This is a genomic window from Lapillicoccus sp. (assembly GCF_039935575.1).
Taxonomy (GTDB): domain Bacteria; phylum Actinomycetota; class Actinomycetes; order Actinomycetales; family Dermatophilaceae; genus Lapillicoccus.
The window spans coordinates 45,251-65,894 of record NZ_JBDTKA010000037.1 but is presented as its reverse complement, the minus strand read 5'-3'; the positions used below and the strand labels follow the sequence as shown (position 1 = coordinate 65,894).

The following is a 20,644-nucleotide window of genomic DNA, read 5'->3' as shown; positions in this document are numbered from 1 at the left end:
GACTCACGCCCGTCGAGGCCGAGGTGTATGCCGCGCTGGCAACGGATGCGCTCGGACCGGCGGTCCGGCTGGAACAGGAACGGGTCAACTTCACCGTAGCCGAAGCCGCCCTTCGCGCCCGGCTGGGGTGAGCCTCAACCGCAGGCATTCGCAGTGGCCCGTCAAGGGCATCTCCATGAAGCACGTCGGACATATCTCCGCCTCGACGAGCGAGGTCCCTTGACCACCTCGGGAGACAGGGTCATAGCCAGGCAGCTCGACGAACGCCCCGCCTTCATACTGCACGTAGGTCTTCCGGACATGCTCCCGATGGTGACCCTCGTGTCGGCATACGAGCCGAATGCCCGCATCGCGTCCTCGATCGTGTCGAAGTAGGTGCGACCGACGCTATCGAGCTCGACCTGGCAGAGCAAGCAGACCGGCATCGTCCTGCGCTCCTGCTCGGTGGCCGAGCTACGCAGAACGCGTCTGGCGTGGGTGTATTGCTCAGCGCGGAGACCGCTGACGCCAGCCGCGACGCGAGCGGGGTGATCGATGTATGCCGCCCCGGCCTTGTCGACCTGCCTCGGTGGGCGCCTTCTGCCAGCTGCCGTGCGGTCGTCACCATGTCAGCGCTCACGGGACCAGCATCCCCCATCACGTCCGCCCTCGGACCGACGAGCGCCCGCAGGCGCACCTCAGAGCGAGATGGTGTCCGCGTAGACCAGGCGCGGCACCTGGATGGGGGGCGCCGCCGGGTCGGTCTGCCCCAGGTCGTCGGCGTCGAGCAGCTCGTGCTCCTCGACCAGCACGCGCCAGCTCGACGGGCCACCAGGAGTCCGCAGGGGCGGCACACCCGCGGCGTCGCCGGCAGGCGTACCCGCCTCCGCAGGGAGCTTGAGCTCCCCCGTCCACGTCGCCTTGAAGGAAGGTCCATCCGTCACGGACACCGCCCGGATCTCCGCGGTCGTCCACGTCTGCCAGCCCAGGTCGCCTGCTCCAGCAGGCAGGCTCTGCACGGAGATTCGCACGGTACGCGTCTGACGCAGCTGCCCGGCGAAGATGCCGGCCTGGCCAGTCGGAGTGTCGCCGGTGATCTGTTCGTCCGGGCCGAGAGCGCCCAGACTGGCGTTGGGGTTGCCAGGCAGACGCAGGTATGCCACCGTTCCCGAGAGCGTGACCTGGACGCGGCCCGGGTCGAGCCGGCTCACCGTCACCATCCGGGTCGGCAGCGGCTGCGCCCACGATGTCAACGCGACGGGCGACAGCTCATACCCCGCGAGTGAGCTGGGCTGATACCGCGCCACGGCGAGCCTGACAAACGGCCACAGAGCCGGCCCGTCCTCCATGGCGACGTCGACGAACCACCGCTTCGTCTCCGCGTCGTACTCAGGGACGTAGCCATAGACCCCGGCCACTGGCGTCCCATGCACGTCGATGAGCGGCAACGTGTCGGCGATGGCGACGGGACGAGCCGGCTCGGGTGTGATCGGTATCACGACCTGAGAAACCGCTCGTAGCAACAGGTCCCGGAACTGCACCAGCGGCGGGTTGGTCGCGCCCGTGGGACCCGGCACCGGCCCACCCGACTTCGTGATCGGGTCGGCTCCCCACAGACTGGAGGCCGCGTCCGGTGCTTGCAGCGCCTTGAGCCGCTGCTGCCCAGGATGATCTGGGTCCGGCTCGAACGGGTTGAAAACCAGGACGCCCAGCAGCTCGCCGTCGCCCGAGGAGAACCACGGGCGTGCCAGCCAGATGCGTATGCCGGATCGGCGGGTCTGTCGAACGGCGAACGGCTCGGCCGGTTCGACCTGCTTCTCCCAACGCAACAAGGGCACGGTGTCGACGATGTGGACCGCGGCGGGCCGGGCACTACTCTGGATGTCGAGGGTGACGGGCTCGCCCGCCAGCGACGGGTCGTCGTCCCCGGGGACATCGGCGGCGTCGAAGAACTCGCGATACCGAGTCGTCCCGCTCGGGGTGTAGGTCACGACGCGGTGATGTGTGTCGGGGAACTTCTGGATCGCGGCGTGGAGACCGATGCTGCCCTCGGCGAGGTCCACGCCGCGCACGCCCGCGCCGAACGGCAGGAAGTCGACGAGGCTGAGCAGCCCGGCACGCTCGGTCTCGGCCACCGGCGAGTTCACGACGATGTCGTTCCGGGTCACTACCGTCGGACCGCCGGTCGACAGGTCGTCGATGCTCTCCGTCCAGGCCGCCCGCACCTGCAGCCGGTCGGTGCTGGGGCCGTGCAGGTCGACGACGCCCGCCAACGCAAGGACGGCACGGCCCGGGGGGCGCATGGCGACGGTCAGCGCCGTGATCGCCGGCGGTCGGACCGGCTGGGGAACGGCGTGCACCAGCCGCAGCTCGGTCGAGGGGGTGAGCCACCAGGTCCACCCCGACGAGGCGGCACGCCACAGTGCCACCGCCGCCGCCAGGTCGTCCTGGGACGCCCCCCCGTCCCCGTCCGGGTCGATCGTGCTCGCGTAGTGCGAACGCCAGAGACCAAACCGCGACAGGTCATCCGCGCGGATCGAGCTCGACAGCCACGCGCGAACCTGCTCGCCGCGCGGCACAGTGACGTGTACCTCATGGCCGTCGACTCGAGCCTGCAGCGTGGCCGACGGATCGGTGCTCCGGTCGAGAACGATCCGCAACGGCTGGACCCTCGGCCACGCCCCCGGATAGGGGACCGTCACGGACTGCAGCACGCGAGGCTCGGGGAGCGCGTGCGGCGCACCCGCCTGGTAGAACACGAGCGTCGCCCCCGACGCATACGGGTCGGGCAGGTACGGCAACCGCAAGCCGTCCGTGTCGTGGGCGACGTACTGCCCCTCCCCCAACGCAATTCCCCGATGGTCGGTGATGTCGTCCAGCGTGACAGCCGTCGCCGGATCGGCCCCGAGACGCGAGACGAGAGCGATCCCCGGCTGCTCGACGGGCACGTTCGGGTCGTCGAGGTTGGGAGCAAACTTGTCGAGGAAGGTGCCGCGCTCGACGACGGCTGTCCGGTATGCCTCGGCGATCGCCGCGGTGTCGGCAGTCCCGATCGCCGCGTCGAAACGGCCAGCCGTCTCGGCCTCCATCTGGGTCGCCTTGGGCGGTGCGATGTGGCGTTCCGAAGTCGACAGGTCGTCGACGGCAGTAGCGTCCGCAGCCGATCCGAACGAGCGGACCACCAACCGGGACAGCTGCTCCCCCGTGCCCAGGGCCGTCCGGGCGACGATCGCGGGGAAGGGCACGGGATCCCACCGGAGGTAGGGCCGGGGTGCGGTGACGGTCCGGTTGCGAAGAAGGATGGGCGCAGCGGCGGCCTGTGCAGCGCCCGCCACAGCATTTCCGGACTGTTGGCCGTGGTCGGCATTCTCGGCGTCGTCGACCCCCTCGGCACCGCCCGCGGCGAGCTGCGCGAGCACAGCGGGGTCGGTGCCGAGCTGAGGCCGCACGCGCCAGGGCCGCTCTGCTGACGCGAAGTGCCGGACCGCCTGCGATACCTGGTCGAACACGTCCGGACGCTTACCCGAGGTTCCCAGATAGGGGCCAGCACTACTTGCACTCTGCGCGCGAGCCGTCGCCACGCCGAGCATGCGAGCAAAGGTCGCATCCGCCCCGTCGTCACCGGTGCGCAGTGCCTCCGGCAGCCCCTCGGCACCCCGCGCGGCCGCCGTCTCCCGCTCTGCTCCATCCGGAGCACCACCCAGATGGGCCAGTACAGCCGGACGCAACGACTCGGCGAGGCTGCTCGCGTCACGCCGAGCGTACGACTCCCGCAGAGCGTCCAGATGCTGCCCTGCTGCCGCAACCTCCCGCTCTCCGATCAGCCCCGGACCGCTCAGAGGGGGCCGGTCAAAAGGTGGTCGGCCGATCAACGGGAGCGTGACCTGCGGCACCCTGTTGCCCGCGAGGTCCACCCCGAGGATGCGGAACGAGTACGACGTCCCGTAGCGCAGCCGGGGAAGGGACCCGGGCTCGACGCGGGTACGCGTGTGGATACCGCCCGCCGACGCGTCACCGTTCGCATCCTCACCGCGGTCGACGACCGCCTCGGTGCTGCCGTCCGGCCCAGGGGGCTCGACGTGGACGATGACCTTGCCCGGCCGCGGCGCCGAGAGGCTCCAGCCGTCCCAGCCTGCGACGACCTCGTGGATGTAGTAGCCGTTGGTGGTGTCACCGGGGGCGCGGTTCAACGCCGAGAGCTGGAGGAAGCCGACGTCCTCGGCGTCGTTGAGCACCGCCTCACCACCGACGCCGGTCACGGTCACCCGGCGCCGGTGCAGGCTGTGCCACGCCTTGGTCACGTCGTCCCACACCTCGACGCGGATGCCGCGGACGAGATCGTCGTACTGCAGCTCGCGCGACCCGTCGTCCGCCGCAATCGCCTCCGCCGCAGCCACTCTCGTGCGCGTCGCGTCCGCTCGGTCGACCCGGGCGACGGCGAACCCGGTCGAGCGGAGGGTGCCAGGCGCCGAGGTCGCGGGGTCGCCGTTCGCCTCCGAGGCATACTGGCGGACCAGCCCGCGCAGGTGCTGGTCAAGCTTGAGCCCCGATGCGTCGGGGTCTAGGTCGAGGATGCGCCAGTCGTCGTTCCCAAGCGGAAGCGCGCCGCCGATCCACTCGGGTGACGAGACGGTCCGGAAGGCACCACGGCGCACCGACACGCTCGTCCGGCGTGCCGGCAGCACGGTCAGGTCGGTTCCGTCGGGAGGAGTGATGGTCACGCTGACCCAGCTTGCGCCGGCCAACAGCGCCGGCGGGTTCGGGTCGTCCACGACCACGTCGACCGCAAGCCCGAGCCGTCGCAACAGGGTTGGGGTGGAGCCGAACCCACCCACCCGGGCGTGGAAGTCGCGGTCGGGAACCGCGAGACGGGGGGGCGGAGGCGCCTGAGGGTCGGGCTCACGGCGCGGCGGCTGCTGCGGCTGCTCGGGACGCTCGTAGTAGCGCCGCATGGCGTGCGCGTCGGCGAGCAGCTGCAGCTGAGGGTCGGCAGACAGGTCGGTGCCGACGAGCTTGTCCAGTCGCTCCGTCAGCCGGGTGTCCCCGTCGGGATCGTCCAGCAGGACCTCGATCGGGGAGGTTGTCTCGGTGAACGTGGTGCCGTATGCCGGCAGCTCGACGGGGACGTCCCCTGGACGGTTGGTGGGCGTCTCCGTGAGCGGGCCGATCGTCGCGATGGCGTTGCGGTTGCGCTCGCCGAGGACCATGGTGGCTCGCCTGCTCCGCTCGGCGGTTCCCGCTCTCAGCTGTTGGAGCACCGATCGCTGGTCCAGCTGCGTCATCCGGTCGAGGATGGCTCCTGCGACAGGGTCCTGCTCGACCGCGGGCCGCCGGGTCGGTGCAGCGGTCAGGGCCGAGATGTGCAGGTCGACCGCGTGGTCGCTCATCCGGTGCGCCGGATTGGAGTGCCAGACCTGTTGTGACAGAGCAGGCGTCGGGAAGCCAGCGACGGGCACCGAAGTCGGAAGGCACGCCGCCCACGCGGCCGCGTCCGCAGCCGGCGACGACACGACCCGCAACGGGATGGCCCGGGCCGGATCCACCGAGGTGCTCAGCGTCAGCGTGCACGTGGCGAGGGTCGTGACCCAGTCGGCGACGGCCGGGAAGTCGCCGAGGACCGGCATACGGTCGGGGTCGTCGGGTGGTGGTGGGCCGGGGACCAGCTTGTGGGTGAGGAAGACGGTGAGGTGGAAGGATGCGTCGGCGTCGAGCGAGTACGGGAGCGCCGTGGCAAGGACGGTTGCGGTCACGGGGCGTTCCTCGGGTTCTGTGGGCTGAGCGAGTCAGGCGTCTTGGTCATGGCGTCATGGGGTGGGTACGAGCGCGGGGAGTGGCGCGAACGCGTCGCAGTACTCGGTCCAGTCGGCGTTGGTGCCGTCCGGAGCCGGCGGCATGATCTGGATCATCGTCGGGTCACCCTTTGAACCGGCGAGCCGCCGCTCGCAGCTGACCTCGACAGAGGCGGAGAAGAACAGCACCTCGACCTCGATGACGAGCGAGGCGCGTCCGATCAGCTTGCCGGTGTCGAACTGGTAGGTCAGTGACAGCTCGAGGGTGATCGAGGCCGAGATGAGTCCGAGGACGTCGACCTCGCCGCGGATCCGGAAGTATGCGGTCAGCGAGCCTTTGTCCGCCTCGAGCCTCAGGTAGACACCGACGGCGACCGACACCGATCCTGACGCTACGCCAAGGTCGATCGAGAGGCAGGCGGTCGCCTCGAGCCCAACCTCGAGCAGCACCAACCCTTTTGGCGAGGCCCGCAGGACGACCCAGCCGCCGCCGCCGATACACATCACGGTCAGCCGGAAGGGTGAGTCCTTGGAGCAGAAGTGGAAACCCACCGTGACCGCGTCGCCGAGGAAAGGAACGCGGGCGTCGGCGCCGAGAGCGATGTTCTCGAGGCTGAACACCCCCACCCCCACGCTGGGCAGCGCGATGTCGAACCCGGCGGTGACACCCTCGGGTGCCACGTCGACGTAAGGCGGGTCGCTGAACCCGTCGAACGGGATCATCTTTCGCAACGTGTCGACGAAGGCCAGTGGTCCGAGGAAGGCCATCCCGCCGAACACCACGTCGACCTCGGGCTTGCCTGACGACCCCGAGTGAAAGCCGATCCGCTGGAACGTCAGCTGCATCAACGCGGCGTCGCCGTCACCGATGAGGTTGAGCTCGAAGTCGACAAGCTCCGCGAGGATGTCCACGACGGGAGGGGCAGTGGCCGACGCGCGCACCTCGATGGCGAGCGTCAACGCCGTGTCGGGGTGGTTGGGCTTGAAGATGTTGGGCAGGGCCGCACCCAGACCCCACGGGTTGATCCGGGGGTGCCACTCCATCCGGGCCGTGACTGCGCTCCCGGGCTGGAGGATCCCGTTCGCGAACTCGACCAGCTTGGCCGCCTCGTCCTTGATCGCGGCGAGCGTCTTCAAAGCGGTGAGCGGCTTCTGCAGCGAGGCACGCACGGCGGCAGGGAACCCCGGCTGCCCCAAGATCTGGAGCAACGGGTCGATCCGCGTCGCGAGGTCGCCCAGGGCACCGGTCAACCCGTCGACGTGCGCGCTGTCGGGGTTCCCCGGAAGGGCCGTCACGGCGTCGATGACCTGCTGAAGCGCAGTGCTCAAACCTCCCGCCTGGGCAGCCAGTGCGTCCTTGGCCGCCTGGGTCACTGCTTTGGCGCCGTCGTGCGGGCCGCCGTCGAGCTCGGCCTGCAGTCGCGTGGTTGCGGCATCGAGAGCCGCCTGGAGCCGGCGAGCCTCCGTCACCAGACTCGCCACGGCATCGAGGGCGTCCGACACGAACGACGGCGCGCGGTCGAGCAGTCCGGTCGCGTCGAGGATGTCGAGCAACGAGAACAGCCCGAAGAGCTTGGGCAGCGCGCCCTGGAGGAACGAGGCGGGGTCGAACTTGCCTGCGTCGAGGCCCCCGGGTGCGGTGCCGTCGTCGCCGACCGCGCCGAGCGCGCGGGATACCCCGCGAACGGCCAGGTTGGGTGAGATGAAACCACCGGACCGCTCCGACCCGTGGGCGAAGTCGACCGCCGCCGGTGGGCTCTTGAGCGCCAGCAGCATCTCCCCCGGGTTGGGCGCGCCTGGTGTCGGAGGCTGGTCCGGCAACCGAGGCGCGAGCCCGGACGCGAGGTACGGCTGGGCATACACGAGGTCCACGGCCGGCGCTTGGGGCGACAGGTGCCGCATCGCCGGGACGATGGCCCGCAGTTCGCGCACGAACGGACGTGACGTGACGTTCACCCGGTCGATCTCGCCGTCGAAGACCAGGTGGGTGACCTCGACGGCGGTGTCTCCGGCCTTGACCGGAGCCGCCATGGCCACCGACTGGCCGCGACCCTGGATGTGGTTGATCGGGCCGAGCGGACCGGGGGTGTGGTACTGGCCGTCGACCTGGCTCTCGTTCTCGATGGAGATCTGGGTTTCGCGCTTGTGCGCCCGGACGAAGACGAGGGGCGCAGCAAACGACCCGGCGACGCCGGCCTGGTCGACGGTCGTGAGGTTGAACGGGAACGGCGTCCCGCCGCGGCGCGGCACGAACGGGGTTGCCACGGGCGGCTTGTCGAGGTCGGGGGTGACCAGCGGCCCGACGGTGACCTGGCGGAACGGGTTGTCGAGGTCGGTGTAGGTGCGCGTGGGCTGGCGGATGATGATGAAGGTGCGTTGCCACAGGTAGGCGACCGGTTTGCTGCGGTTGTCGATCCGGCGCTCGGTGACCTTGACGAGGATGCAGCGGTGCCCGAACGGGAAAAGGAACCCGGGATAGGCCACCCGAACGTATGCGTCGCGCCCCATTGCCGCGAGGTGCCGGTAGTCCGCGATGTAGAGCCCGACGTCGTCCCAGTGGCCGGACCAGTCGACCCACGCCCCGAGGCTGGACAGGGCGAGCTCCCGGACCTGGAGCGGCGTTGCAGCGCTGTCCTTCTCGCCGCCGTAGGTCTGCATGACGATCGCGCGGCGGTCCCTCGGGTCGAGCGACTGCGGTCCGATCACCCCCGGGTCGAGCGGGTTGCCGTGTTCGAAGTCCCTGGTGTAGACGGCGCGGACGATGCGCTGGGTGTCGTCTACCGGGGCGTCAGGGACGGCACCCCCATCAGCTCCGTCAGTTCCGTGACCGTCGGACGGGCGGACGGTGAGGTGGGTTCGCCACAGCTCGACCCGCGTACGGGCTGAGGCGTCGTCACCCGGCCCGACCGGATTGGTCCGGTGCTGGAAGGAGCCGCGCTCGCTGGGCGAGACGACCAGCCGGTAGGGCACTTCGATGGCCGTCTCGTCGTCCTTCGGCGGTTCCGGCCCGATCCCCGTGGGCGGTGGTGGGCCGGCCTGGTCGGGCGCCGGCGTGGCGTTGGCGGGCACGCGCAGCGGCAGGGTGTTAGCGGCCGCTAGAACACCTTCGAGCGAGTAGGGGATCCGGGTCCCCTTGGGCAGGTCGAGGACCACTCGGCTCGGACCGGCCGCGCGATGCCCGGACACGTTTGGCGTTGGCGCACCCGGCGTTTCGGCGTCCCATGCCCGTTCGCCGATGTGTTGGGTCGGGAAGTGCAGGATGAGCCGGGCGTCGGCCTCGGCGACGATCTCAGCTGCCCCGTCGACGGGCTCGAGGTGACAGTTCGGCGCCTCGAGCCGCAGGTCGACCATGTCGACCGGGCGCAGCAGTCTGGCGTCGATCGGCGGGGTGGCGCGTTCGCCGTCGTCGGGGCCGGGGGGAGCCATGGAGCCTCCGTCGCAGAGTGTTCCTCACAGGCTAGGGGCGTGGCGGCGCCGCGTCGTCGGGGAAAACCCCGATATCCCGCCACCCCAGGATCGTCCCAACTCAGCCCTTCGTGCGTCTGGCGCCCGTCGCGTCCAGTTGCCACGATGGGGGTTGCCGTCACCGGGCAGGGACGCGTCGAAGATGGGGGTGGGCCGGTGAGCAAGTCGGCGGCAGTCGCCGTGGTGTCCGAAGTCGGGCTGCTGCGCCAGGGGCTCGGGCTGCAGCTGCGGCTCGCCGGCGTCGAGGTCGTCCGCGAGTCGCCGTCTGTCGTACAGCTGTTGACTCACCTCGACGCCGGCGGGGCGCGGATCGACACCGCGGTTGTCGTCGACGTGAGGAGCGTCGACCCACCAGGCGAGGCGGCGAGCCTGAACGCGGCCGGTCCGCTGTTGGCTCGCGGCACGAACGTGGTGCTGATAGTCGGCTGCGACGGGACCCCGATCACCCGGACGACGGGCATCATGGCCGCGGTCGTCGCCCCCGACGCTGACCGCGGCGCGGCCCGGCTTGTGACCGTGTCTCTCGCCGAGATGCGCGACGTCCGGGACCTCACCCGGCTCGTACGAGCGTTGCCGAGGCACCCGCGATCCGTCACGACTGCACGACCGTTCACGAGGGCCGAGTTCACCATCCACGCCCTGATCGCCCAGGGCTACTCCAACGCGGGGATCGCGAGCCTGCTCGGCGTCAGCCGCAAGACGGTCGAGTGCCACGTCAGCAACGTCTTCGCCAAGCTCGACCTCGCTCGCGAGGACGGCACCTACAACCGACGTGTGTCCGCCGCGCTGCGGTGGTCGGCTGCCGACCACACAGGCACCGGGGCAGTCACGAGCACCCGCATCCCGGCCGGAGCCCCGGGTGACAGCTCGATGGTCTGGCCGCCGCGGTTGGCCCTGACGTCGAGACCCCTGTGATAGCAAGGTCCTACTCGCGCCGCGAGCAGGCCAGCCAGGTGTCCTGCCGACCCGAAACGGAGGACGACCGAGAATGCGCACGACCGCCCAGACCCTGCGTAGCTCCACAGCCACAACGACCACGACTCGGACCACACGCACCACTCGAGCGATCGCGGCACTCGCCGCCGTCACGGCTGCGACCGCGGTGTTCGCCGCGCAGACGGCTGCGGCGTCGGACATGTCTCCCTTGCGCACCGGCGACCCCACGGTTTTCCGCGCCGACCTGCAGGCCGTCGCCGCAGCCGGCGGCATCGGGGTCGGCGGCGCGGTGACCGGCAAGAACATCTCGTGGACCGGTGCCGCCGGCGTGCGCAACATCGACCAAGCGGTGAGCGCCCGACCGGGAGACACCGCCCGCATCGGCAGCGTCACCAAGACGATGGTGGCCACGCTGGTGATGCAGGAGGTCCAGGCCGGCCGATGGACGCTGCAGTCCACGGTTGCAGACGTACTGCCCGGCCTGCTGCCCGGCCACGGTGACGTCACCCTCGACGAGCTGCTCAGCCACCGCAGCGGGTTGCCCGACTTCTTCGTGCCGCTCCTGGCCGGGGTGACGACCGGTCCGCACCTCCTTTCCGTCGTCGACAAGCGGTACCGCGACCGCCAGCTGGTCGCGACCGCACTCACCCGGCCGTGGCTGTTCCCGCCCGGCAGCAGCTTCTCCTACTCCAACACCAACTACGTCATCCTCGGCCTGATGCTCCAAAAGCTCAACGGCACCGACCTCGCGACACTGCTCAAGAAACGCCTCTTCGACCGCGCTGGCATGGACTCGGCCACCTTTCAGACCACGAAGCCCTGGTCGACCCCGGCCCACCTCAGCGAGTACGCCGTCTTCGAGCGTCCGTATAACGTCGACCAGACGAACCCATCGATATTCTCCTCAGCAGGCGCGGTCGAGGCCACGCCCAAGGACCTCGACAAGTTCTACCGTGCGCTCTTCAACGGGCGGTTGCTCGCGCCCGACCTGGTACGCGAGATGGCTGCTCCCCGGTCGACCACACCACTGGCATACGGGCTCGGCATCTATGCGGTCGGCGACCCGTGTCCGGGACCGCACGGCGAGCAGCAGGCGCTCTACGGCCACGACGGGGCGACGTTCGGGACCCTGACGCTCGCGTTCACCTCGGCCGACGGCACCCGCCAGGCGGCCATCTCCTGGACGGGTCGTCCACTCACGACACTCGACAACCCCACGGCCAAGCCCGCCAACAACTTCCTCGTCGACGCCTTCTCGGCGAACTGCCCGGTCGCGGTTCCGACCCCGACCACACGGACGGCACCGAAGTCCACATCCAACCTGCTGCCGTCCCTCGAGTCGCTGACGCTTCCCGACGCGCAGCTCGCCCGACCGGCACACTGATCCCCCATGGCCAGACGCACCGCCACCACTGACCGGGTCGGTCGGGACGAGCTGCTGGAGTTCGCCCGACCACGCCACAACTTCGTGCTCGTCACCGCACGAAAGGACGGCTCACCGCAGCTGTCGCCGGTCACCGGCGGGGTCGACGAGTTGGGCCGGTTCGTGATCTCGAGCTATCCACAACGCGCCAAGTCCCGCAACGCGAGGCGCTACCCCCAGGTGTCGATCCTGGTGTTGTCGGACGACTTCGGCGACGCGTGGGTCCAGGTCGACGGAACGTGTGAGGTGCTCGACCTGCCGGAGGCACTCGACGCGTTCGTCGACTACTTCCGCTGCATCTCGGGTGAGCATCCCGACTGGGACGAGTACCGCCAGGCCATGCTCGACCAGGGCAAGTGCCTACTCCGGGTCACCCCGACGTCCTGGGGCCCCGTAGCGACGGGAGGGTTCCCGCCCGAGCTCACCTGACGCCGTCCGTTCCGTCTTCCCCCGACCCCCGGCGCCAGTGGCGTCAGCCGGAAGGACGTGACCTCGTGCTGGACGAGCGGGAGGGTGCCCAGCTGCGCGGCCGCTGCCTCCTGGCCTGGGCCTCGACGATGTGGGCGGTCGCGAACCCCGTCCTAGACCAGCTGCTGTTCTGGCGCCCGGTGCCCGGGTACCGCCCCTCTGACGACGCGTTCGCCCCCGCCACCCACATCGTCGCCACTCTCCGGCGAGAGCTGCGCAAGGCGGTGCGGAACGGCGAGCTCGGACGTGGTGCCGCCTCAGACGAGGCGATGGCGCTGCTGTCGACTCTGCACTTCGGGGACACCGCCGCGGACGGCTGGTCGGTCTGCGTCGTCTCACTCGTCAGGTCAGGGCCACCCATCGTCGAGTCATCCGTCATCCCGCGCGCTGGCCGGACTGGACCGGCGGCGCGTCTCTCAGCTGGCAGAGCAGCGTGCACGAGCAGACCCGACGGCCCTGGTCGTCGGTGAGGACGATGGCGATGCTGGCTGTGGTGCGGCCGGCCTGCATGACGGTCCCCACAGCGGTGACCATGCCGGACGAGGCGGGCCGGTGATGGATCGCGTTGATCGTCATGCCGACCGCGGCACGGCCCTCACCCGCGTACAGGACTGCCATCATCGAGCCGACCGACTCCGCGAGGACGACCGACGCCCCCCCGTGCAGGATGCCGTAGGGCTGGGTGTTGCCCTCGACGGGCATGGTGGCGACGACCCGGTCATAGCCGACCTCCGTGAACAGGATGCCCATCCGCGCCGCTAGCTCGCCGCCGTTGGCGTTCAGCTCGTCCGTGGTGATCCACGGAGACTCGGGTCGAGGGTCGGAGCGGGTGTCGGTCATGCGGCTCAGCGTGCCACGGCCCATCGGGTCCAGGGCTGAAGGGTGTCGGCCGGTGGCTTGTGGACAGCTCAGGCCGGGGCGTCTTTCGTTTCGCTCAAATCCGTACCGTTCTTGTCCTTCTTGCCCTTCGTGTCGACCTCTTCCACGGGCGGCTGGAGCGAGGCGAGCTCGGGCAGCAGCTCGTGCCGTTGGCTGAAGGTGTCGATGATGGAGAGGGCGACCGCGGCGATCGGGATGCCGATCAGTGCACCGATCGGGCCGAACAAGGCCGCGCCGGCGATGACGGAGCCGAGCGCGATGGCGGGATGGACGTTCATCGTGCGGCGGCTGACTCGCGGCGTAAAGATGTAGTTCTCGACCTGCTGGTAGATCGTGGCGAAGACGGCGATCCACAGGACGTTGAGCGGCTGACTGCTGACCAGCGCGAACAGGGCCGGCAGCGCCACCCCGATGTAGGTGCCGATCGTCGGGATGAACTGGCTGAGGATGCCCGCGAGCAGACCGAGCGGCAGCCAGAACGGGACGTTGATGAGCCAGAAGAACGCGATATGGAAGATGGCCGACAACCCGGCCAGGACCAGCTTGGAGACGACGTAGCCACCGGTCTTCTCGACCGAGATCTTCCACACGGTGACGAAGACCCGCTGGTAGCGCTGCGGCAGCCACGAGCCGATCGTCTGCCGAAGGCGAGGGCTGTCGGCAGAGAAGTAGTAGGCGAAGACGAGAATCGTCAGGCCGTCGAAGATGAGGACCCCGATCGAACCGAAGACGCCGAGCAGGCCACCGCCGTAGGAGCTCAGCAGCTGGCCGATCTTCTCTGGTGTCAGCTGCAGAGCGTTCTGGATGGAGCTCACGTCGAGGGTGGTGTGGAACGTCGAGTTCACCCAGCTCAGCGCCGAGCTGACGGTGGTGGGCAACGACTGACCCAGCTGGGAGACCTGGGCATAGAAGACGGCTCCGAAGACCTCGGCCATGCCGGCGAAGATGAGGAAAAGGACCAGCATGGTCAGGCCGGTGGCCAGTCCCCGCTTCATCCCGCGGTTGGTCATGAACAGCACGACCGGCTCCATGCCGATCGAGACCAGCCACGCGAGCAGCAGGATGAACAAGAACGAGCTGAGCGCGGTGAACGCCCACATGCCGACGAACAGGCCCACCACGAGAAGCAGCACGATCACGCCCGCGCGGCGGATGCCGCTGGGTGTGAAGGACACCCACATCGGGTGGTCCTTGTCGGTCCTGCCGACTCCTGCGTGGTCGGTCACGAATCGAAGACTAGTGGGGGCCCTCTGATGAGACACTCAGGAGGCGTTGAGGAGCTTGCTGACTTCGCTCTCGCGGTAACGGCGGTGACCACCGAGCGTCCGGATCGCGGTCAGCTTGCCCGCCTGTGCCCACCGCGTGACCGTCTTGGGGTCGACGCGGAACATCGCGGCCACCTCTGCCGGCGTCAGCAGCCTCTCGTGCTCATACGTCTGGATTGCCATGACTCACATTCCCGCCTGTGCCGAACCCCGGGTCTGGCCGCCGAACGGCGGGCCCAAGGGACGCTCCCTTGTCCTGAGAATTTACCGGCCGCAGACCTTTTGCGTCGGGGATTCGCTGGAATCGCTCCATCCGAAACTTCCGAGATGTCCCGGAATACGCTGGACCAGCGCTGACCAACGCGGACCAGCGCTTACCCGGCGCCACCCGCGCCTCAGCCCAGAGCGGAGACCACCCATGTCCTCGGCCGACCCCGTTAGCGAACTCCTCGACACGCACGAGCAGGTCGCCTTCTGGCACGACCGGGAGACCGGGCTGCGCGCCATCATCGCGCTCTACTCCACCGCGCTCGGGCCAGGCCTCGGCGGGACCCGCTTCCACCCGTATGCCTCGGCGGACGACGCGCTCGACGACGTCCTCAACCTCTCGCGTGGGATGGCATACAAGAACGCGATGGCGGGTCTGCCCCACGGCGGAGGCAAAGCCGTCATCATCGGCGACCCGACGACGGACAAGACACCGGAGCTGCTGCGCGCCTACGGCCGGTTCGTCGAGAGTCTCGGCGGGCGCTACGTCACCGCCTGCGACGTCGGCACCTACGTCGCAGACATGGACGTGGTCGCGCAGACGACCCGGTTCGCCACCGGCCGGTCCGAGGCGATGGGCGGGGCAGGCGACTCGAGCGTGCTCACGGCATACGGAGTGTTCCAGGGGATGCGCGCGAGCGCGGAGCACCTCTGGGGCCGACCGACGATGCGGGGTCGCCGGGTTGGTGTCGCCGGGGTCGGCAAGGTCGGCCACCGGCTCGTCGACCTGCTCGTCGAGGACGGCGCTGCCGTGGTGGTCACCGATGTCGTGCTGGCGGCCTCTAAGGCGGTCCTCACGGCCCACCCCGAGGTCGAGGTGGTCTCCGACGCGCTGGCTCTGAGCGGCCTGGACCTCGACGTCTACAGCCCGTGCGCCCTCGGCGGCGCGCTCGACGACGCGACGATCGACCGGCTGCAGGTGGGGGTCGTCTGCGGCGCCGCGAACAACCAGCTCGTCGACGTGTCGGACGAGGGAGGCTCCGCAGACCGGTTGCAGGCGCGCGGCATCCTCTACGTCCCGGACTTCGTCGTCAACAGCGGTGGCGTGATCCAGGTCGCCGACGAGCTGCACGGCTTCGACTTCGAGCGGGCCCGGGCGCGCACGGCCGGTATTTTCGCCACCACCCTCGAGGTGTTGCGCATGGCTACGGAGCACGGGACGACGCCGGCTGCGGCCGCGGACCACGTTGCCGAGCAGCGGATGGCAGCCGCGCGGCCCGGCGGCGTCTGGCTCCCGGACTCCGCGCCGCAGTTCAGCGCGGCCACAGCACGGCGATAGGTGGAACCGTCAGGCCTGGGGTAGCGTTAACCCCACGAAGACACACGATTCCCGGGGCCGCTCCGCGAAGGTCGAGGACCTATCGTCCGCGACGTGAGTGATGCCGCCCCGGCAGACGCATGAGGGGGTCACGTCATGGGGCGCGGCCGGGCGAAGGCCAAGCAGACGAAGGTCGCTCGGGAGCTGAAATACTTCTCTCCCAACACCGACTACAGCGCGCTTGAGCGAGAACTCCACGATTCCACGACGCGATACGAGCCACCCGAGCGTGGCCCCGCTGTCGACGACGAGGAAACCGATGATGACAGCGGGTACGGGAAGTGGGCCTCGGGCGAGCAGTGATGCGCGCCTCGGCCCCTGACTGACCTTCATGCGTCCCTCGTGGGCGTGGTAGCGGCGCTTCGACCTCACGGTCGACGCGCCGCTCGTCACCATGTCCAGGTACGCCGCGCTAGGCCGGCGGGTGCTCCCCGACGACCTGTACGGCTCCCCCGTCGACCCCCTTGACGCCCCGGACCACGTCACACCGGGGGGCGACGTTCGTGCTCGCCTCGTCGGTGACCTCGCCGATGACCCAGGCCGGTATGCCGCGCCGGCCCAGGTCGGCGATCACGATATCGACGTACTGCGCGGGGGTGAGGACGGCGAAGCCGATGCCCATGTTGAGCGTCCCTTCGAGGTCGAGCTGGGGGACCTGACCCAGCCGTCCGATCGTGGAGAACACTGCGGGGGGCGTCCAGCTGCCCCGGTCCACCCGAGCGAAGGCCCCCGGCGGGAGCACCCGCGCCAGGTTGGCCGCCAGGCCGCCGCCGGTGACGTGGCTGAGTGCGTGGACCTCGACACCGTCGGTGCGCAGCAGGCCGAGCAGGTCCGGGGCATACACACGGGTGGGCTCGAGCAGCTCCTCCCCCAGACTGCGCCCGAACTGCGGGACGTGTCGGTCGAGTCCCCAGCCAGCGCGCTCGACCACGCGGCGGACGAGGGAGTAGCCGTTGGCGTGCAGCCCGCTGGAGGCGAGGGCGACGACGACGTCGCCCGGGACCACGCGGTGGGGGCCGAGGAGGTCGGCGTACTCGACCACGCCCGTGGCGGCGCCGGCGACGTCGTACTCGTGGGGTTCGAGCAGCCCGGGGTGCTCGGCGGTCTCGCCGCCGACCAGCGCCACACCCGCCTGGGCGCAGGCGTCGGCAATGCCTGACACGATGGCCGCGATCCGTTCGGGGATGACCTTGCCGGTGGCGATGTAGTCGGTCATGAACAGCGGTTCGGCTCCGCACACGACGATGTCGTCGACGACCATGCCGACCAGGTCGAACCCGATCGTGTCGTGCCGGTCGAGGGCCTGGGCGATGGCGACCTTCGTGCCGACCCCGTCGGTCGAGGTGGCGAGGACCGGACGCGCCATCCGGGTCAGCGCAGACGCGTCGAACAGCCCGGCGAACCCCCCGAGGCCGCCGAGGACCTCCGGCCGCTGCGCACGGCGTACCGACTCTTTCATCAGGGCCACGGCCTTGTCGCCGGCCTCGACGTCGACCCCAGCGTCGGCATACGTGATGGGTGTGGCGGGCGGCTGGGTCACCTGCTCAGGCTATCGGCGGGAGTCAGGGGTGCTGCAGCGCGTTCCCACCGCCACTCGCGAGCCCGGCGGGGACACCTTCGGCGTCCCTGCCGATCTGGACCGCTACCGGGACGGCCTTGGGGCTCGCGTCGAGCGGCAGGACGTCGATGTTGGAGTCGTGCCCAGTGCGTACCGAGATGGGCAGCGTCTCCAGCACGTGCTTGCCGATCCGACCGTCCTCGGGGAGCGCGATCGGATAGCTCCCCGTGAAGCAGGCCGAGCAGAGCTCCGTCGGGGGTTGGTTGGTCGAGGCGATCATGCCCTCTTCGGAGATATAGCCGAGGGAGTCGGCGCCGATCGACGCCCTGATCTCCTCGACTCCGAGCCCGGTCGCGATCAGCTCGGCCCGCGTCGCGAAGTCGATGCCGTAGAAGCACGGCCACCGCACGGGCGGACTGGAGATCCGCACATGCACCTCCAGGGCGCCGGCCTCGCGCAACATGCGGACCTGGGCCCGCTGGGTGTTGCCGCGAACGATCGAGTCGTCCACGACGACCAGACGCTGGCCGCGGATGGCGTGCTCGAGTGCGTTGAGCTTGAGCCGGATGCCGAGCTGGCGCAGCGTCTGCGACGGCTGGATGAAGGTCCGCCCGACGTAGGCGTTCTTGACGAACCCCTGCCCGTACGCGATCCCGGACTCCTGCGAGTACCCCACCGCTGCAGGCACGCCGGACTCCGGCACCCCGATGACGAGGTCGGCGTCGACCGGGTGCTCGCGGGCCAGCTGGCGACCCATCTCGACCCGGGCCTCGTGGACGACGCGGCCACTGATCACCGCGTCGGGACGGGCGAGGTAGACGTACTCGAACACGCAGCCCTTGGGTTTGGCCTCGGCGAAGCGGTGGCTGCGCAGGCCGTTCTCGTCGATCGCGACGAGCTCACCGGGCTCGACCTCACGGACGACGCTCGCGCCGATGGTCTGCAGCGCCGCGGTCTCGGAGGCGACGACCCAGCCGCGCTCGAGCCGGCCCAGCGCCAACGGACGCACCCCGTGGGGATCGCGCGCGGCATACAACGTGTGCTCGTCCATGAAGACGAACGAGAAGGCGCCCTCGAGCCGGGGCAGGACCTCGAGCGCGCTCGCCTCGAGGGAGCGGTCGGGGTCGCCGGCCAGCAGGGTCGTGACGAGCGCCGTGTCCGAGGTGTTGCCGCGGCCCAGCTCGCCGCGCTTCCCGGCGGCGGCGCCCAGGCGCTCGGTCACCAGCTCGCGCAGGTCGACGGTGTTGATGAGGTTGCCGTTGTGGGCGAGGGCGACCGTGCTGTCGCCGATCCCGCCCAGCGTGGGCTGGGCGTTCTCCCAGGTCGAACCGCCGGTGGTGGAGTAACGGGTGTGGCCGATCGCGATATAGCCGCGCATCGAGCCGAGCGTCGCCTCGTCGAAGACCTGGCTGACCAGTCCCATGTCCTTGAAGACCAGGATCTTCTCGCCGTCGCTCGTCGCGATGCCGGCGGACTCCTGCCCGCGGTGCTGCAACGCATAGAGGCCGAAGTAGGTGAGCTTGGCGACCTCCTCGCCGGGCGCCCAGACACCGAAGACGCCGCAGGCGTCCTGCGGGCCGTGGTCCTTCGAGTCGGTGAGGTCGAGCTGGTCCGTCAGACGTCCGTCTCCGCGAGGCACGTACCTCATTCTCCCACAGCCGCGGGGAGGTCCGACCGCGCAGCGCCGGTCCGAGAGGCCCGCAGGCTCCATGGACCAGGCTGCCGGCCGAGGTCGCCGGTCAGCCCGCCGGTCAGCGGCGTTCGAGGAGTATCCCGGCCAGGCCACCGAGCAGGCCTCCGAGGAAACCGAACGAGACCGCGAGCAGGCCCAGCTGGGTCCCGCCGCTGTAGTCGGGGGCCGAGTCGCCGAAGACCGCGATTGCGGAGCCGACGATCAGCCCGACGACCGCGCCGGTGATGACAAAGCGCAGATAGCTGGGGTTGCGCGGGCCTGCCTTGCTCACCGGGTGAGCCTAAGCCACGGGGAGGATGCTCACCGGTCGAGGGTGGTCCGGTGCGGGTGCTCACAGCGGGGTGAGCGGCAGGATCGCGCCGAGGTCGGCACGCAGCCCAGAGGCGCGGACCGAGCCGCTGCACCGCGCCGCAGCCCACTCGAGCCGTCCGCTCACGAGACCGATCCAGGTCGCGGCGTCCGTCTCGAGGACGTTGGGCGGTGTACCCCGCTTGTGCATCGGGCCCTCTACGCACTGCACCGCCCCGAACGGGGGCACTCGAACCTCGACCGACCGCCCGGGATGGCGCGCCGCCAGCTCCTCCAGCGCATACCGCACCGCGGTCGCGACGACCGGACGAGGCACCTCGGTCAGGTCAGCTGCAGCGAGGCATACCTCGAGGGCGTCGTGACCGTCGGCGGGGTCGACGCGTCGGCGGGCGGGCACGCCAGGATCATCCCACGTCGGTCAGGGAAGCTCCGTACGCAGCCGTGGGATGACTTGCGTAGCAACGGTTTCGAGGGTCGTCTCCAACCCTCGGTAAGGGCTGTTCGGCCTGGGCCAGTGGGTGATGACGTCGGTGAAACCGAGCTCGGCGGCGCGGGTGACCATCTCGGCGAACAGGTCCGCGCTCTCAAGGGAGTAGTGCGGCGACGAGTCGAGGTTGAGATAGCTCGGGTATGCCTGCCCGTCTCGTCCGGCTGCGACGAGCGCTTCGTCGAGGATGCTGCGCGACACCGCCAGCCCGTCGAACCAGGCGTCGAGCGTGTCGGCCTTCGTCCCGGTGGTGACCCATCCGTCACCGTGCCGAGCCGCGAAGCGCAGCGAGCGCGGGCCGTTGGCCGCCACGAGGACGGGGACGTTGCGTACCCGCGGGAGGGTGCGAGCGTCTCGAGCCGAGAACCAGGTCCCGTCCTTCGTGACGTGGTCCTCGTCGCGCAGCTGGGTGAGCAGCAGGGTGAACTCCTGGAACCGGTCCACCCGCTCCTTGGTCGTGAGCTCGCCACCGGCGAGGAGACGCGAGTCGAGGTCACCACCGGTTCCGACACCGAGCAGGAACCGTCCTCCCGAGATGTCGTCGAGGGACTGGACGTCCCGGTGGAAGGCGACCGGGTGGCGGTAGTTGGGCGAGGACACGAACGTCCCGAGCCCGATCTGGTCGGTGACCAGCGCCGCCGCCGTCAGGGTCGGCGTGGTCCCGAACCACGGCGAGTCCGGCAGCCCGCCCCAGACGAGGTGGTCGTAGGTCCAGGCGTGGTCGAACCCGAGGTCCTCCGCCATCCGCCACAGTCGGGACGCCTCGGTCCACGGGTACTCGGGAAGGATCGTCAGGCCGAACCGCACG

Annotated in this window: 16 protein-coding genes; 6 read left to right on the top strand and 10 right to left on the bottom strand. The window is 69.8% G+C overall.

What is annotated here, in order from left to right; all coding sequences use genetic code 11:
• A partial coding sequence (locus ABI385_RS18455; RefSeq protein ID WP_407068226.1) for a Wadjet anti-phage system protein JetD domain-containing protein occupies window positions 1-131 on the top strand: 131 nt, incomplete at its 5' end.
• A gap of 546 nt (window positions 132-677) precedes the next feature.
• Here the strand turns inward: ABI385_RS18455 and ABI385_RS04860 are convergent.
• Both ABI385_RS04860 and ABI385_RS04855 read right to left on the bottom strand, forming a co-directional pair.
• A complete protein-coding gene (locus ABI385_RS04860; RefSeq protein WP_348102613.1) occupies window positions 678-5,729 on the bottom strand; it encodes a hypothetical protein in 5,052 nt (1,683 codons plus the stop codon).
• Window positions 5,730-5,783: 54 nt separating this feature from the next.
• Window positions 5,784-9,194: a hypothetical protein gene (locus ABI385_RS04855; RefSeq protein WP_348102612.1), complete on the bottom strand. Its 3,411-nt coding sequence runs from the start codon at window positions 9,192-9,194 to the stop codon at window positions 5,784-5,786.
• 195 nt (window positions 9,195-9,389) lie between these two features.
• Between ABI385_RS04855 and ABI385_RS04850 the strand changes: the two genes are divergently transcribed.
• The 3 genes from ABI385_RS04850 (at window position 9,390) to ABI385_RS04840 (ending at window position 12,021) form a co-directional block, all read left to right on the top strand.
• Window positions 9,390-10,148, top strand: a complete 759-nt coding sequence (locus ABI385_RS04850) for a helix-turn-helix transcriptional regulator (RefSeq protein WP_348102611.1) — start codon at window positions 9,390-9,392, stop codon at window positions 10,146-10,148.
• 73 nt (window positions 10,149-10,221) lie between these two features.
• Window positions 10,222-11,553, top strand: a complete 1,332-nt coding sequence (locus ABI385_RS04845; protein ID WP_348102610.1) for a serine hydrolase domain-containing protein — start codon at window positions 10,222-10,224, stop codon at window positions 11,551-11,553.
• 6 nt (window positions 11,554-11,559) lie between these two features.
• A complete protein-coding gene (locus ABI385_RS04840) occupies window positions 11,560-12,021 on the top strand; it encodes a PPOX class F420-dependent oxidoreductase (protein ID WP_348102609.1) in 462 nt (153 codons plus the stop codon).
• Between the two features lie 414 nt (window positions 12,022-12,435).
• Here the strand turns inward: ABI385_RS04840 and ABI385_RS04835 are convergent, their stop codons facing one another.
• The 3 genes from ABI385_RS04835 to ABI385_RS04825 form a co-directional block, all read right to left on the bottom strand.
• Window positions 12,436-12,900: a hotdog fold thioesterase gene (locus tag ABI385_RS04835; protein WP_348102608.1), complete on the bottom strand. Its 465-nt coding sequence runs from the start codon at window positions 12,898-12,900 to the stop codon at window positions 12,436-12,438.
• Window positions 12,901-12,968: 68 nt separating this feature from the next.
• Window positions 12,969-14,165, bottom strand: a complete 1,197-nt coding sequence (locus ABI385_RS04830; protein ID WP_348102607.1) for an AI-2E family transporter — start codon at window positions 14,163-14,165, stop codon at window positions 12,969-12,971.
• A 36-nt stretch (window positions 14,166-14,201) separates the two neighbouring features.
• On the bottom strand, window positions 14,202-14,387 hold the full coding sequence (locus ABI385_RS04825; protein WP_348102606.1) for a BldC family transcriptional regulator: 186 nt from the start codon (window positions 14,385-14,387) through the stop codon (window positions 14,202-14,204).
• Window positions 14,388-14,622: 235 nt separating this feature from the next.
• Here ABI385_RS04825 and ABI385_RS04820 point away from each other — a divergent pair, with 235 nt between their 5' ends.
• The gene (locus ABI385_RS04820) at window positions 14,623-15,750 is read left to right on the top strand and encodes a Glu/Leu/Phe/Val dehydrogenase dimerization domain-containing protein (protein WP_348102605.1); all 1,128 of its coding nucleotides are present in this window, start codon (window positions 14,623-14,625) and stop codon (window positions 15,748-15,750) included.
• 135 nt (window positions 15,751-15,885) lie between these two features.
• Window positions 15,886-16,092 carry a DUF3073 domain-containing protein gene (locus ABI385_RS04815; RefSeq protein ID WP_348102604.1) on the top strand — a complete coding sequence of 69 codons (207 nt, stop codon included), beginning with the start codon at window positions 15,886-15,888 and terminating at the stop codon, window positions 16,090-16,092.
• A gap of 109 nt (window positions 16,093-16,201) precedes the next feature.
• On the opposite strand, the gene purM is transcribed toward ABI385_RS04815, so the two are convergent.
• The 5 genes from purM to ABI385_RS04790 all read right to left on the bottom strand — a co-directional run bounded on the left by purM (window position 16,202) and on the right by ABI385_RS04790 (window position 20,643).
• Window positions 16,202-17,329 carry a phosphoribosylformylglycinamidine cyclo-ligase gene (gene purM, locus ABI385_RS04810; protein ID WP_348102603.1) on the bottom strand — a complete coding sequence of 376 codons (1,128 nt, stop codon included), beginning with the start codon at window positions 17,327-17,329 and terminating at the stop codon, window positions 16,202-16,204.
• 22 nt (window positions 17,330-17,351) lie between these two features.
• Complete coding sequence (gene purF / locus ABI385_RS04805; RefSeq protein WP_348102602.1) at window positions 17,352-18,995, bottom strand: amidophosphoribosyltransferase; 1,644 nt, start codon at window positions 18,993-18,995, stop codon at window positions 17,352-17,354.
• A 103-nt stretch (window positions 18,996-19,098) separates the two neighbouring features.
• Complete coding sequence (locus ABI385_RS04800) at window positions 19,099-19,311, bottom strand: hypothetical protein (protein ID WP_348102601.1); 213 nt, start codon at window positions 19,309-19,311, stop codon at window positions 19,099-19,101.
• Between the two features lie 60 nt (window positions 19,312-19,371).
• Window positions 19,372-19,746, bottom strand: coding sequence for a sterol carrier family protein (locus ABI385_RS04795; protein WP_348102600.1), 375 nt, complete (start codon window positions 19,744-19,746; stop codon window positions 19,372-19,374).
• A gap of 21 nt (window positions 19,747-19,767) precedes the next feature.
• Entirely contained in the window at window positions 19,768-20,643 is an 876-nt protein-coding gene (locus ABI385_RS04790; RefSeq protein ID WP_348102599.1) for an LLM class flavin-dependent oxidoreductase, read from the bottom strand.
• Between the last annotated feature and the right edge of the window lies 1 nt (window position 20,644).